12 protein-coding genes and 3 tRNA genes are annotated in these 15203 nt (G+C 35.1%); 10 read left to right on the forward strand and 5 right to left on the reverse strand.

Features of this window, described 5'->3' with window-relative positions; all coding sequences use genetic code 11:
- Window positions 1-606: ParB/RepB/Spo0J family partition protein (locus tag HMPREF3057_RS01645; RefSeq protein WP_070696090.1), on the reverse strand; the 606-nt coding region annotated here is incomplete at its 3' end.
- A gap of 57 nt (window positions 607-663) precedes the next feature.
- Window positions 664-1860, reverse strand: coding sequence for a serine protease HtrA (locus tag HMPREF3057_RS01650; protein WP_000681802.1), 1197 nt, complete (start codon window positions 1858-1860; stop codon window positions 664-666).
- A gap of 185 nt (window positions 1861-2045) precedes the next feature.
- Between HMPREF3057_RS01650 and rlmH the strand changes: the two genes are divergently transcribed.
- The 7 genes from rlmH (at window position 2046) to HMPREF3057_RS01685 (ending at window position 5223) form a co-directional block, all read left to right on the forward strand.
- A complete protein-coding gene (gene rlmH, locus HMPREF3057_RS01655) occupies window positions 2046-2525 on the forward strand; it encodes a 23S rRNA (pseudouridine(1915)-N(3))-methyltransferase RlmH (protein WP_000694219.1) in 480 nt (159 codons plus the stop codon).
- A gap of 43 nt (window positions 2526-2568) precedes the next feature.
- Window positions 2569-2642, forward strand: a tRNA-Arg gene (locus HMPREF3057_RS01660).
- A gap of 164 nt (window positions 2643-2806) precedes the next feature.
- Window positions 2807-2932: a competence-stimulating peptide ComC gene (gene comC / locus HMPREF3057_RS01665; protein WP_000799678.1), complete on the forward strand. Its 126-nt coding sequence runs from the start codon at window positions 2807-2809 to the stop codon at window positions 2930-2932.
- Between the two features lie 20 nt (window positions 2933-2952).
- Window positions 2953-4272 (forward strand): competence system sensor histidine kinase ComD, encoded by a 1320-nt coding sequence (gene comD / locus HMPREF3057_RS01670; protein ID WP_070696092.1) that lies wholly within the window; start codon window positions 2953-2955, stop codon window positions 4270-4272.
- Window positions 4269-5021 carry a competence system response regulator transcription factor ComE gene (gene comE / locus HMPREF3057_RS01675; RefSeq protein WP_000866079.1) on the forward strand — a complete coding sequence of 251 codons (753 nt, stop codon included), beginning with the start codon at window positions 4269-4271 and terminating at the stop codon, window positions 5019-5021. The genes comD and comE overlap by 4 nt, the downstream gene beginning before the upstream one ends.
- 51 nt (window positions 5022-5072) lie before the next feature.
- A tRNA-Glu gene (locus tag HMPREF3057_RS01680) sits at window positions 5073-5144 on the forward strand.
- A 5-nt stretch (window positions 5145-5149) separates the two neighbouring features.
- Window positions 5150-5223 (forward strand) — tRNA-Asn (locus HMPREF3057_RS01685).
- A gap of 32 nt (window positions 5224-5255) precedes the next feature.
- On the opposite strand, the gene HMPREF3057_RS01690 is transcribed toward HMPREF3057_RS01685, so the two are convergent.
- Window positions 5256-5798, reverse strand: coding sequence for a TetR/AcrR family transcriptional regulator (locus HMPREF3057_RS01690; RefSeq protein WP_000665081.1), 543 nt, complete (start codon window positions 5796-5798; stop codon window positions 5256-5258).
- A gap of 128 nt (window positions 5799-5926) precedes the next feature.
- Between HMPREF3057_RS01690 and HMPREF3057_RS01695 the strand changes: the two genes are divergently transcribed.
- A complete protein-coding gene (locus HMPREF3057_RS01695) occupies window positions 5927-8581 on the forward strand; it encodes a YhgE/Pip domain-containing protein (protein WP_070696094.1) in 2655 nt (884 codons plus the stop codon).
- 21 nt (window positions 8582-8602) lie between these two features.
- On the opposite strand, the gene HMPREF3057_RS01700 is transcribed toward HMPREF3057_RS01695, so the two are convergent.
- Window positions 8603-11155, reverse strand: coding sequence for a YfhO family protein (locus HMPREF3057_RS01700; protein WP_070696096.1), 2553 nt, complete (start codon window positions 11153-11155; stop codon window positions 8603-8605).
- Window positions 11156-11216: 61 nt separating this feature from the next.
- Entirely contained in the window at window positions 11217-12839 is a 1623-nt protein-coding gene (locus HMPREF3057_RS01705; protein WP_000958793.1) for an ATP-binding cassette domain-containing protein, read from the reverse strand.
- A gap of 195 nt (window positions 12840-13034) precedes the next feature.
- Here HMPREF3057_RS01705 and trpS point away from each other — a divergent pair, with 195 nt between their 5' ends.
- Both trpS and HMPREF3057_RS01715 read left to right on the forward strand, forming a co-directional pair.
- The gene (gene trpS / locus HMPREF3057_RS01710) at window positions 13035-14060 is read left to right on the forward strand and encodes a tryptophan--tRNA ligase (RefSeq protein ID WP_049479382.1); all 1026 of its coding nucleotides are present in this window, start codon (window positions 13035-13037) and stop codon (window positions 14058-14060) included.
- Between the two features lie 162 nt (window positions 14061-14222).
- On the forward strand, window positions 14223-15203 hold a 981-nt coding region (locus HMPREF3057_RS01715), incomplete at its 3' end, for an IMP dehydrogenase (RefSeq protein WP_070696098.1).

Genomic DNA, 15203 nt, shown 5'->3' on the forward strand with positions numbered 1-15203 from the left:
TTTTTTTTGCTTCTTTTGTTTTTTCTCTGTAAGAAGTGCTTCTAGTTTTCTCACAGAGATGTCTTCATTTTTAATTAGTTGAAAGAAATAGTCTTGCTGCTTCTTATCCAAACCAACTAGTGAACGTGCATGCGCTTGAGAAATTTTTCCATTTTCTACTTCAGTTAAGATATATTCTGGTAGGGAAAGCAAACGAATAAAATTAGTGATATAAGGACGAGATTTCCCCATTTTATCTGCTATCTCAGTGTGAGTAAATCCTTTTTCTACTAAAGATTCGTAGGCGCGTGCTTCTTCAACAGGATTTAAATTTTCTCTCTGCAAATTCTCAATGATTGACTGGATCATCATTTCCTGATCTGAGAGGTGCTTTACAACGGCTGGAATAGAGGTCAGACCAGCCAAGAGAGAAGCTCGATATCGTCTCTCTCCTGCAAGGATTTCATAACCAATTACAGGAGATTGACGAACGATGATTGGTTGGATAAGCCCATTTTCTTTGATTGACTGAGCTAATTCCTTTAGTTTATCTGCATCAAATTCTTTCCGAGGTTGGTAAGGATTCTTTTGTATTTCAGAGATAGAAATCATTTCAAATTTTTCCATGATTCTACACTAACATATCTTTTACTTTCTGTAAAGTTTTCTTTACACTGATGTCAATTAAGACTCTAAATCACTAGAATTCTTATCTAGTTTAATTGAGGTTGTTTCCTCCTTACCATTACGGTAGTAGGTTACTTTGATAGTATCTCCAATAGCATGATTGTAAAGAGCGTGTTGTAGGTCTGTTGATGAAGCAATCTCTTTATCGTCAACTTTGGTAATGACATCGTATTTTTGAAGATGTCCATTTGCTGGCATATTGTTTTGAACAGATCGAACAACTACACCTGAAGTGAGGCCACTTGGAATGTTAAGTTTTCTAAGATCACTAGCTCCAACATTTGATAGATTGACCATTTGAATTCCAAGGGCAGGACGAGTTACTTTACCATCACTTTCAAGCTGTTTAATGATATTTTGTGCATCGTTTGAAGGAATTGCAAAACCAAGACCTTCTACAGATGTTCCACCATTACTTGCAATTTTACTTGATGTTATACCAATTACTTGTCCTTGAATGTTTACAAGTGGACCACCAGAGTTACCAGGATTAATGGCCGTATCTGTTTGAATGGCTTTTGTTGAAATAGCTTGACCATCTTCAGATTTTAGAGAAACATTTCGATTAAGACTCGAGATGATTCCCTGTGTAACTGTATTAGCATATTCTGAACCTAGAGGACTACCGATAGCAATCGCTGTTTCTCCAACACTAAGTTGACTTGAATCCCCAAATTCTGCTACTGTTGTAACTTTTTCTGAAGAAATTTTAACGACAGCAATATCAGAGAAGGTATCAGATCCGACAATTTCACCAGGAACCTTGGTACCATCTGCTAAGCGGATATCAACTTTTGAAGCTCCATTGATAACGTGAGTATTAGTTACAAGATAGGCATCTTTATCATCCTTTTTATAGATAACACCTGATCCCTCACTTGCGATTTGTTGATTGTCTGAATCAGAATTAGTTTCATCACCATTAAATACACTACTTTGTCTACTGCTAGAAGAAGAATAAGTAATGATTGAGACAACAGCATCCTTAACTTTATTTACTGCTTGAGTGGTTGAGTTTTCATTTTTATAGGATGTTTGAGTGACAGTGCCAGAATTATTATTCGTAGCTTGATTTCCTTGTTTTTGATAAAGTTGTAATGTTACGAAACTTCCTAAGGCACCACTTAAAAATCCGATTAGAATGATTGCTAGAACTTTAACTCCTTTTTTGTAAAATTTTTGTAAGTGTTTCATAAACGCCTCCGTTTGTTATTTATTTACTCAGATTATAAACCTATTAACTTAATCCAAACTTAAAAGCTTAAAGTTTTACACAAGTTGTGGATAACTCGCTTTATTCTGTGAATTCACTAGTAATTTTGAATGATTTTTTTGTGTATAAGATGTGAAATGAAGTGTGGATATGATAGAATAGAAGAATGAAAATAAAAATTGTAACAGTAGGAAAATTAAAAGAAAAATACCTTAAAGATGGAATTGCTGAATATACCAAACGAATTTCACGTTTCGCCAAATTAGAAATGATTGAGCTCACTGATGAGAAGACACCTGACAAAGCCAGTGAATTAGAAAATCAAAAAATCTTGGAAACAGAAGGTGAAAGAATTCTTTCTAAGGTTGGAGAAAGAGACTTTGTCGTTGTACTAGCCATTGAAGGAAAAACACTCTCCTCAGAGGAATTTAGTAAGCAACTAGAGCAAGCTTCTATCAAAGGATATTCAACACTTACTTTTATCATTGGAGGGAGTTTGGGTCTAGCTCCTGTTGTAAAAAATAGGGCCAATCTTTCTGTCAGTTTTGGACGTCTGACATTACCACATCAGTTAATGAGATTGGTTTTAGTTGAACAAATTTACCGTGCTTTTACAATTCAGCAGGGTTCTCCTTACCACAAATAGAAGATTGACTTAGCTCTTGTTTTTTGATAGAATGGTCATGTTAGGTCTCATAGCTCAGCTGGATAGAGCATTCGCCTTCTAAGCGAACGGTCGCAGGTTCGAATCCTGCTGGGATCAATTTTAGATGCGAAGCTGGGGTAAATCCCAGCTTTTTTCTTAAAAAAGTGCGTTTCAGGTGCAAAAATGTACAGTTGGGAAGAATTTTTTCTTACATGGTCTTCATTTTGTATAATAGGTGTGTAAGTTAACTTACAAGGAAAAATAATACAGGAGATTTCATTATGAAAAATACAGTAAAGTTGGAACAATTTAAAGAGGTAACAGAGGCAGAATTGCAGGAGATTCGGGGTGGAGATTGGAGAATTTCAGAAACAATTCGTAATCTTATTTTTCCAAGAAGAAAGTAATGAAATAAAGGTAGAGAGTAATGGATTTATTTGGATCAGGGATAGCTATTTTTTATTTTATCATTATTAGCAAAATTTATGAATGGATCTGTAAAATAAATAGAAAAGAACAAATTGTTTTTTTCTGTTATACATGCATCTCAGTTTTTATACTTGAAGAAATTATTACACTAGTATTTTCTAATAGTTTTGCTTTGTCTAAATTTTTATTTCCTTTGGTTGTGTACCTTTATTTAAGAAAGTTAAAGAAGTCTGAAAAATACAAAGCTATTTTTATCAGTTTACTATTATCTTTATTATATCACAGTACTCATACTTTTATATCCGTAACCTTATCTTCTATAACAGGAGATGAAGTAGTATTACACTATAAAAGTACATTTCTTTTCGTAGTATTGTTGATGACTTATTTTTCTATTCTAATAATAATTCGTTATTTTCATCTGGATATTAAATATTTTGATAAAGATTATCTGTATCCTTTTTTAAAAAAAGTAATAGTTGCTTTCTTTGGTTTGCATATCTTATTGTTTATTTCAGATATAGTAAGTACAACTCATCATTTAAATAGCTTCGGAAGTATTTTATCAACCATTGTTTTTATTTGCTTGTTATTGATTTTCTTTGCAATGAATTCTCACAAGGTTCAAATTGAAAAAGAGATTGCTCTAAAACAAAAGAAATTTGAACAAAAACATTTACAGACTTATACTGATGAAATTGTGGAGTTGTATAATGAAATTCGAGGTTTTCGTCATGACTATGCAGGGATGCTTGTTAGCATGCAAATGGCGATTGACAGTGGAGATTTACAAGAAATTAACAGGGTTTACAATGAAGTCCTAGTAAAAGCAAATCAGAAATTGAGGTCAGAAAAATATACTTACTTTGATTTAAATAATATAGAAGATTCTGCTTTACGAAGTTTAATTGCTCAATCGATTGTCTATGCACGAAAAAATGATGTAGAGTTTACATTGGAAGTAAAGGATATCATTACTAGACTGTCAATAGATTTACTTGATCTTGTTCGTATAATGAGCATTTTATTAAACAATGCTGTTGAAGGGGCTGCAGATAGTTATTTGAAACAAATGGAAGTTGCAGTCATTAAAATGGATTTTGAAACAGTTATAGTTATCCAGAATTCATGCAAAATCACTATGACGCCTTCAGAGGATCTATTTGCCTTAGGTTTCTCTACCAAGGGAAGAAATAGAGGTTTAGGACTTAATAATGTTAAAGAGATTTTAGATAAGTATGACAACATTATTTTAGAAACAGAGATGGAAGACAACACATTTAGACAAATTATTAGATTTAAGAGGGAATTCGAATGAAAGTATTAATTTTAGAAGATGTTATTGAACATCAAGTGAGACTAGAGAGAATATTGAATGAAATCTCGGAAGAATCGAATATTCCTATTTCATATAAGACAACAGGAAAAGTTCGTGAGTTTAAGGAATATATCGAAAATGATGAAGTAAACCAGCTTTATTTCCTAGATATCGATATTCATGGAATCGAGAAAAAAGGCTTTGAAGTGGCTCAGTTTATCCGTCATCACAATCCTTATGCTATTATTGTCTTTATTACTAGTCGATCTGAATTTGCTACCTTAACGTACAAATACCAGGTATCAGCCCTAGATTTTGTTGATAAAGATATCAATGATGAATTGTTCAAAAAACGCATCGAGCAGAGTATTTTTTACACTAAGAGCATGCTGCTTGAAAACGAAGATGTTGTAGACTATTTTGATTACAACTATAAAGGAAATGATTTGAAAATTCCTTACCATGACATTTTGTATATCGAAACCACAGGAGTTTCTCATAAACTTCGGATTATTGGTAAGAATTTTGCTAAAGAATTCTATGGAACTATGACAGATATTCAGGAAAAGGACAAACATACCCAGCGATTTTATTGCTCCCATAAATCTTTCCTTGTCAATGTGGGAAATGTGAGAGAAATTGATCGAAAGAATTTAGAAGTTGTTTTTTATGAAGATCATCGTTGTCCTATTACCCGTTTAAAAGTCCGCAAACTAAAAGATATTCTAGAGAAAAAATCTAAAAAGTGATTGACAATTAGTAAGAAATTGATATAATGGTTATATCTGCTACAGATAGATGGTCCGTTGGTCAAGGGGTTAAGACACCGCCTTTTCACGGCGGTAACACGGGTTCGAATCCCGTACGGACTATTTTATCCGCCATAGCTCAGTTGGTAGTAGCGCATGACTGTTAATCATGATGTCGTAGGTTCGAGTCCTACTGGCGGAGTTAGATAAAAAGAACACCACTGGTGTTCTTTTTTAGTTTACATCACCTAACATTTTCATAAGGAAGTCTGTCATTTCTTGCGGACTTTCTTTTTTTCCGTGAGCAATCCAAGTCTGGCAAACACCAAATAGAGCATTTGTTAGATAAATGCTACTGTATTCTAATTCAATTGGAGTGAGTTGTAGTTTCATAAAGCGTTTCTGAAGGTCGGTGCTAAGCATGATGTGAAGCTTATTTCTCAAGAAATTTTGGATTTCTTTTGTCCCATTTTCAGATAAGAGTGCAGCTAATAGTGGCTCAGACTCTAAATATTCAAACACTTCTAAAATAGCATCTCTTTTGTGATGAGCATGTTTTTGGAAAATATACTCAAAGGTATGAAATAGCATACTTTGGTAGAGTTCAATCATATCATACTTATCCTTGTAGTGAGTGTAAAAGCTGGAACGACTAATTCCGGCTTTTTCTGCTAACTTGACAGTAGAAATTTGATCAAAGGGCTGGTCCATCAATAATTGAACCATGGCATTTTCGATAATTCGTTTTGTTTTTAAACGTTTGTTACTTTCTTTCATAATTCCTCCTTGTGAACAAAAATAGACTATGTGTCTAAAAAAATATTTTTTACCTTGTAATTTAGATTTTTTGATGTATAATCTATTATATCAAAATTTTAGACAATATGTGTAAAAAAGGAGGGAACATGTTTAAAGAATGGAAAGCAATATTTAAAAAACCGACCTTTATCATTGTAATGATAGGGATTTCTTTCATTCCAGCTCTATACAACATTATATTTTTATCATCCATGTGGGATCCATATGGTCAAGTATCGGAGTTACCTGTGGCAGTTGTCAATAAAGATAAGGAAGCTTCTTATAATGGACAGGCAATGACAATAGGTGAAGACATGGTGTCTAATTTAAAAGAAAATAAGGCTTTAGATTTTCACTTTGTTAATGAAGAGGAAGGAGAAAAAGGACTAGAAGATGGTGACTACTACATGGTAGTGACTTTACCAAGTGACTTATCTGAAAAAGCTACTTCTATCCTAACGAATCATCCTGAACAGATGCAGATTGATTATCAGACGTCAAGTGGGCATAGCTTTATTGCAAGTAAGATGAGTGATTCTGCAATGACACAATTAAAACAAACCGTCTCTACTAATATTACTGAAACGTACACTAAGGCTTTATTTCAAAAAATGAATGATTTGAAGTCTGGAATAAATAAAGCAGCTGAGGGAAGTGAACAATTGGCTAATGGAGCCGATCAGTTGGTGACGGGAAGTCAAACGTTGACGACAAGTCTTAATACTCTAGCTAATTCAACTGTAACTTTTTCAACTGGAGCGGATCAATTTACAAAAGGCTTATCTAGCTATGTGTCTGCTATAGAGCAATTACATACTGGTTTAGGAACTTTTAATAGTGGTTTACAAAGTTATACGAATGCTGTCTCACAAGTTGACACTGGACTTGGTCAATTAGCTTCAAAAACTCCTGAGTTGGTGACAGGTGTAAATCAGCTAAATACAGGTATAAAGTCTTATACAGGTGGCGTTTCACAACTGGATACAGGTCTCAATCAATTTTCAGTTGGTGTAAATGCTTATACAAGTAGTGTGAAAGAACTTTCTAACGGAACAAGTCAATTATCCAATCAATCAGATACACTAAGAGATGGAATGGAGCAATTAAATACTGGTATTAAAGAAATTTCAAGTCAATTAGAGTCCTCATCTCAACAAAGTGAAGAAATAGCGCAATTGGCAACAAGCTTAGGAGAACTAAATAAAACACTACAAGCTCTTACAATATCAGATGACACTCAACTGAAAAGTAAATTTTCAGAAGCTTTGCCAAATCTAACAACTCTTGCACAGGATATTGTGACTAAAAGTCAGACAGAACAAGAGAAAACTATTGCTAACCTTCAATCAACAGCTACTTATCAATCTCTCACAGAGGAACAAAAGAAAGAACTGACTGAAGCTGTTTCTAAAAATTCTAATTCTACGATTGAGTCAGCAAAAACAATTTTAACGACAGTAGGGGGATTAAAAGAAAGTATAGAGAATTCAGAACAACAAGTATCTAATCTATCTGATGTGCAGACGAAAGCAAATCAACTCTTACCTGCAGCATCTAGCTCCTTGACAACCTTGTCAAATGGATTTGCAACATTACAAACTTCTGTAAATAATAAGTTAGTTCCTGGAAGTCAGTCAATTGAAAAAGGAGTTGTAAACTACACTAAAGGATTGGATACTATTTCTATAGGTGCTAATCAACTAAGTGAAAAGAATGCAAGTTTAACAACTAGTCTGGATCAATTAGTTTCTGGATCAAGTAAGTTAACAGAAAATACATCAACCTTGACAACTGGAGTAGATGCGTTAGCTGGAAAAGCTCCAGAATTAGTATCAGGTATAGAAAGTTTGTCATCTGGTTCTGCTCAATTGAATAATAAGAGTCCAGAGCTAATAGCAGGTCTTACTAAATTACAATTTGGCTCTGGTCAATTAACAGATAAATCAACACAGTTACTTTCTGCAGCATCTCAACTAGGAAGTGGTGCCATGAAGATTGCAGATGGTGCTGGAAAACTAGCAGATGGTGGAACAACCTTAACCTCTAGTCTTGAAGATTTACAGACAGGAGTTGATTCATTAGGACAAGGATTAGGCAATGCTAACAATCAACTTAAATCAGCATCAACAGAATCTAAAAATGCAGAGACATTATCTGAACCTCTAGTTCTCTCAAAAACAGACAATGACCAAGTCCCTGTAAATGGGATTGCTATGGCTCCTTATATGATATCAGTTGCTCTTTTTGTTGCTGCTATATCTACCAATATGATTTTTGCTAAGTTGCCTTCTGGACGTCATCCAGAGAGTCGTTGGGCTTGGTTGAAGTCTCGCTCTGAAATAAATGGGATTATAGCTGTCTTAGCAGGTGTTTTAGTTTATGGAGGTGTCCATCTTATTGGATTGACTGCGAACCATGAGATGAGGACCTTGATTCTAATTATAATCACAAGTTTAGCTTTCATGTCTATGGTGACAGCTTTAACAACTTGGAATAGCCGTATAGGAGCTTTCTTCTCTCTTATTTTACTTTTATTACAGTTAGCATCAAGTGCAGGGACCTATCCCCTTGCTTTAACAAATGATTTCTTCAAAGGTATCAATCCTTGGTTACCAATGAGTTACTCTGTATCAGGCTTACGACAAACAATCTCTATGACAGGAAATATTCATCATCAAGTAATTTTCCTTATTATAACTCTAGCTTTCTTTACTGCTTTAGGTATGCTAGCTTATCAACCTAAGAAAATGGAAGAAGATTAAAAAGATTGGCCAAGAAATTGGTCAATCTTTTTCTGTCTTAGATAAATTTCGTCTGTGATTATAGATCCCAAAAAGAAGAAGGGCAGTTAGTGAGCAGGCTGCTCCAATAACAAAACCATTGGGGATAAAGGAAAGTGTAATGGTGCCTTTTCCTTTTGGAACATCAACTTTCATAAAACCAGTCTGAGCCTGCTTGATTTCAAGTTTTTTCCCATCTTGGTATGCAGACCAACCTTTGTCATAAGGAATAGTGAAGAAAATAGAGGTATCTTGTTTTACTTCATATGTAGCAAAGACTTTATTTTTAGAGGTGGATACTTCTACAGGTTGTTCTTTAATCTTTTGAATTGCCTCAGTAAGAGCCTGAGTATCTAAACGATAGAAGGTTGGAGATTCAAAGGACACCTGAGAATTTCCAGGGAAACTAACACTGATATTGAAAGTTTGTCGTTCTTCAGTATAACCCAAATTAAAGAAATTAAATGCATTGTCAGTTGTAAAAGTCTTTTTTTCTCCATTGACAATGACGCCAACTTTCTTTTGCTTATCGTTTGTAAAATGAAGATTTGAAAAAGAGAGATAGACTTGACTATTTTGAGGAACCTCAATTTGATAATCAATCTTTGCATCTTCATTAGCAGAATCTGTAATGCTCGTTAAACCATCTGAAGTATCTGTTTTATCAGATGCTATTTGGGAGAAGTAATCTAAGTTGAGATTAGCAAGCTGGTTTATAAATAAAGCCTGATTATCTAGAGTGTGATTGTTAAAGTTTACATCTTTGTAAATAGATTGAGTGGCAAAGGCAATGGGTAAAGAGAGTTTATTTTTATATAAGGTTAAATGATCCTTTTGATAAATCTCTTGAAAACCATACTTATCAAGTGAAGTTTCAGAAATATTGTACTGGATTCCAAATAAACTGTCTGCTAAAAGACTGTTATTTGCATAACGGAGATTAAGGTTGGTTCCAGAGGATTTGAATCCCAGTTTATCCAAACTAGTGCTAGCTGAACGATTTCGTACAGACGAAAATTGAGAGATTCCATTGTAGTTAAATTTCATACTGTCATTTCCAGTCTGAATTTGCAGTTTTTCAGTACGTGTAAATGGATTGTCAATTTGGTTTAGAATGGATTCCATAGCGGTGATATCTCTATTATAGACGCTACGAGAAGCAAAGGCCCATTCTTTAGCTATTCCTTCCATTTGAGATGATGCATTTAAGCTTATCTCAGCTGTTATAAATAAAGACAAAAGAATTGCAAATAGATTTACAGAGATAAATTTTCTAATGACTGCAAGAAGTAAAAGAGCATAAACTAGTAGAAATTCAAGAGTGAGCAGGATATTCAAATCAGTTAAAAAAGAATAGTGTGATTTAAAATAGACAGTAGCCAAAAATCCTGTTAGTACAAGAAAAAGTGAGACAAATAGATTCCATAGCTTCAGTTCTTTCAGACGATTTAATACTTCTGCTGCAGTATAAATTAACAGAGTGGAAAAAATCCAAGCATAGCGATGCAAAAACATATTTGGGGTATGCATCCCCTGCCAAAATAAATCAAGTGCTTCTATGTAAAAGCTTGTTATTAAAAAAGTAAAGAAAATTGCATAGGTAAGTTTCACGTGAAACTTTATGGATTTTATTGTGAAAAATAGAATGGTTAAAATAAAGGGAAGCAATCCAACAAAAATCATTGGTATAGATCCATACTTAGTTGTATCAAAAGATCCAATGAATTGTTTTGCAAAAATATCCAAATACCAGCTACTATCTGTCTTTAATTTTGTGATAGCAGTCAACTTCTCTCCATGAGTTTGTAAATCAAACAGTGTAGGAAGAGTCATAATCAAACTAGCCATTCCAGCTAAAAAGGAGGTAACAACAAAATCAAGAAAAGATGATTTTCGAGTTTTAAAGTCCCAAGAAATTTGGCAGAGATACCAGAAAATAAGAAACAATACTGTCATATACCCAAAATAATAATTTTGAATAAATAAGATTGACAAACTTGTAAAGTATAGTAGGCGCTTCTTTTGTGTTATAAGTAGGTATAAACCAGTTATAATTAAAGGAATCAAGATAAAAACATCTAGCCAGGTTTTTATCTCTAACTGACTAACGGTAAAGCTCATTAGAGCATAGGAAGTAGATAAGGCAAGTTTTAAAAATTTTGGGATATCTTTAAATAATCTAGTCAAACTAAAGAAGGTTGACAGACCAATCAATCCAAATTTTAAGAGAGTGGTCAGATAAACAGCATCTGGCATATTCGACAGATTAAAAAAGTAAACCAGAGGTGAGAGAAAACTACCCAAGTAATAACTAGATAGAGCATAGAAATTCAGTCCGAGGCCACTTGTAAAGGTGTAAAACAAACTACCATTTCCATGTAAAATATTTCGTAAAGCCACATCAAAAATAACGTATTGATGGAAACCATCTCCTAATAGTGGAGATGAATCGCTATTCCAGTAGATACCTTGAGTTAGGTATACTCCAGTCATAATTACTAAAGGAATGATGAAAGAAACAAAATAGGTCCAATATGTTTTAAAAAATGATTTCATGTTACCTCGTAGAATGATAGAAAACTCAGTTGGTTACCCCAACTGAGTTTTGAAGTCTAATTTAATCTTTCCAAAGTTCTTTAACTTTTGCTTGTACTTCTGCATTTTCTAGGAATTCATCGTAGGTTTCATCAATACGATCAATGACGCCATTCTTAGACAAAACAATGATATGGTTTGCCAAAGTTTGGATAAACTCGTGGTCATGACTGGCAAAGATGATTGATTCTTTAAAGTTTTTCAATCCATCGTTCAAGCTTGAGATAGATTCCAAGTCCAAGTGATTTGTTGGATCATCAAGTACAAGGACATTTGATTTCAAGAGCATGAGTTTTGAAAGCATGACACGTACTTTTTCTCCCCCTGACAAGACGTTTACAGGTTTGTTAACCTCATCTCCAGAAAAGAGCATACGACCGAGGAAACCACGTAGGAAGGTATTGTCATCTTCTTCTTTACTTGCAAATTGACGCAACCAGTCAAGGATTGACTCTCCTCCTGCAAAATCAGCCGAGTTGTCTTTTGGCAAGTAAGAACGGCTAGTAGTAACTCCCCACTTGACAGTTCCTTCATAGTCGATGTCACCCATAATTGCACGAATTAATGCAGTCGTTTGGATGTCATTTTGTCCAATAAGAGCTGTCTTATCACCTGGACGCAAGATGAAACTAATATTGTCTAGGATAGTTTCGCCATCAATCTTTACAGTTAGATTTTCTACTGTCAAGAGATCATTACCAATCTCACGTTCTGCTTTAAAGTTGATAAATGGGTATTTACGACTAGAAGGAACAATCTCTTCTAATTCAATCTTGTCAAGCATTTTTTTACGAGACGTTGCTTGTCTTGACTTAGAAGCGTTGGCAGAGAAGCGAGCAACGAATTCTTGCAATTGCTTAATTTTTTCTTCTGCCTTGGCATTACGGTCTGCTAGCAATTTAGCAGCGAGTTCAGAAGATTCCTTCCAGAAGTCATAGTTTCCGACATAGAGTTTGATTTTTCCAAAGTCAAGGTCGGCCATGTGTGTACATACTTTGTTTAAGAAGTGACGGTCGTGGGATACTACGATAACGGTGTTATCAAAGTCAATCAAGAAGTCTTCTAGCCAAGTAATAGATTGGATGTCCAACCCGTTGGTCGGCTCGTCCAAGAGAAGAACATCTGGTTTACCAAAAAGTGCTTTAGCAAGGAGAACCTTAACTTTTTCACCATTGGCCAATTCGCTCATGTTTTGATAGTGCAATTCTTCTGGAATGTTTAGATTTTGAAGTAATTGGGATGCTTCACTTTCTGCTTCCCAACCTCCAAGTTCAGCAAATTCACCTTCAAGTTCAGCTGCACGAACACCATCTTCATCGGAAAAATCTTCCTTCATGTAAATGGCATCTTTTTCTTTCATGATGTTGTAAAGTTTTTCATTTCCCATAATGACAACATCAATAACTCGCTCATCTTCATAGTCAAAATGATTTTGACGGAGAACAGAGAGACGTTCATCTGGACCAAGAGAGATGTGACCAGTTGTTGGCTCGATATCACCAGCTAAGATTTTTAAGAATGTAGACTTCCCAGCACCATTAGCACCAATCAATCCGTATGTATTTCCTTCTGTAAATTTGATATTGACATCATCAAAAAGTTTGCGATCACTAAAACGTAGTGAAACATCAGATACTGTAAGCAATGTTTTTCTCCTATAATATGTAATACATTTATTCTACTAGAAAAGAGAGAAATATTCAAATTTTTGTTTGTCAATTTTATGTCAATTAAGTTTACAGGTTTATTTACAATGAGTTAGTTGTTTGATTTAAATAATTTTCTGTTATTTTAACAAAAAAATGCTATAATTGAAGAGACCATTTCGAAGGAGAAAAAAATGACGAAACCCATTATTTTAACAGGAGATCGCCCGACAGGAAAACTGCATATTGGACATTATGTTGGGAGTCTTAAAAATAGAGTATTACTGCAGGAAGAAGACAAGTATGAGATGTTTGTTTTTTTGGCGGACCAACAAGCATTGACAGATCACGCCAAAGATCCTCAAACGATTGTAGAATCGATTGGGAATGTTGCCTTAGATTACCTAGCAGTTGGATTAGATCCAAGTAAATCAACCATCTTTATTCAAAGTCAGATTCCAGAGTTAGCTGAACTGTCTATGTACTATATGAATTTGGTGTCACTAGCACGTTTAGAGCGCAATCCTACAGTGAAAACAGAGATCGCTCAGAAAGGGTTTGGAGAAAGTATTCCGACAGGATTTTTGGTTTATCCGATTGCGCAAGCAGCAGATATTACTGCCTTCAAGGCTAATTATGTTCCTGTTGGGACAGATCAGAAACCAATGATTGAGCAAACTCGTGAGATTGTTCGTTCCTTTAATCATGCTTATAATTGTGAGGTCTTGGTGGAGCCGGAAGGTATTTATCCAGAAAATGAGAGAGCAGGACGTTTGCCTGGTTTAGATGGAAATGCTAAAATGTCTAAATCCCTTAATAATGGTATTTATCTAGCTGATGATGAGGATACGTTGCGTAAAAAAGTCATGAGCATGTATACTGATCCAGACCATATTCGGGTTGAGGATCCAGGTAAGATTGAAGGAAACATGGTTTTCCATTATCTAGATGTGTTTGGTCGTCCAGAAGATGCTCAAGAAATTGCGGATATGAAAGAACATTATCAACGTGGTGGCCTTGGTGATGTGAAGACGAAACGTTATCTACTTGAAATATTAGAACGGGAACTTGGCCCTATTCGTGAGCGCCGTATCGAATTTGCTAAGGATATGGGAGAAGTGTACAATATGCTTCAAAAAGGGAGTGAGAAAGCGCGTGAGGTTGCAGGGCAAACTCTATCTGAAGTTAAGGGAGCAATGGGACTAAATTATTTTAAATAATAGATAAAATATGAATCATAAAGCTATCTCTTCCATAGGATCACAGGGATAGTTTTTTTATGATTTCTACCATAAATATAATTGACAAATTTTCATAGAATGGTATGATAGATACAATACAAAAAGAGTCAAGCTCAAAAAGAAAGAAAAGAGGAAACCTCAATGTCTAATTGGGATACTAAATTTTTAAAAAAAGGTTTTACCTTTGATGATGTATTGCTCATTCCAGCAGAAAGTCATGTGTTGCCTAATGATGCAGATTTAACAACAAAATTGGCAGATAATCTGACTTTAAATATCCCAATTATAACAGCCGCCATGGATACAGTCACAGAAAGTCAAATGGCTATTGCCATTGCGCGTGCAGGTGGTCTTGGAGTAATCCATAAAAACATGTCTATTGCGCAACAGGCAGATGAAGTTCGCAAGGTAAAACGTTCTGAAAATGGTGTTATTATTGATCCATTCTTCTTGACTCCAGAACACACGATTGCTGAAGCAGATGAACTGATGGGACGTTACCGTATCAGTGGTGTTCCAGTTGTGGAGACACTTGAAAATCGCAAATTGGTTGGTATTCTAACAAACCGAGATCTTCGCTTTATTTCAGATTACAATCAGCCAATCTCAAATCACATGACCAGTGAAAATCTTGTTACTGCTCCTGTTGGTACAGATCTTGCAACAGCTGAAAGCATTCTTCAAGAACACCGTATTGAAAAACTTCCTTTGGTTGATGAAGAAGGTCGTCTTTCTGGCTTGATTACTATTAAGGACATTGAAAAAGTTATTGAGTTTCCAAATGCTGCAAAAGATGAGTTTGGTCGTCTTCTAGTTGCTGGAGCGGTGGGTGTCACTTCAGATACATTTGAACGTGCCGAAGCCCTTTTTGAAGCAGGAGCTGACGCAATTGTTATTGATACTGCCCATGGTCACTCTGCTGGTGTTCTACGTAAAATTGCTGAAATTCGTGCTCACTTCCCAGACCGCACTTTGATTGCGGGTAATATTGCCACTGCAGAAGGTGCGCGTGCTCTTTATGATGCAGGTGTAGATGTTGTCAAAGTCGGTATTGGACCAGGTTCTATCTGTACCACTCGTGTGATTGCAGGGGTTGGTGTCCCACAAGTGACAGCAATCTAT

This window comes from Streptococcus sp. HMSC072D05 (assembly GCF_001815805.1).
GTDB lineage: Bacteria > Bacillota > Bacilli > Lactobacillales > Streptococcaceae > Streptococcus.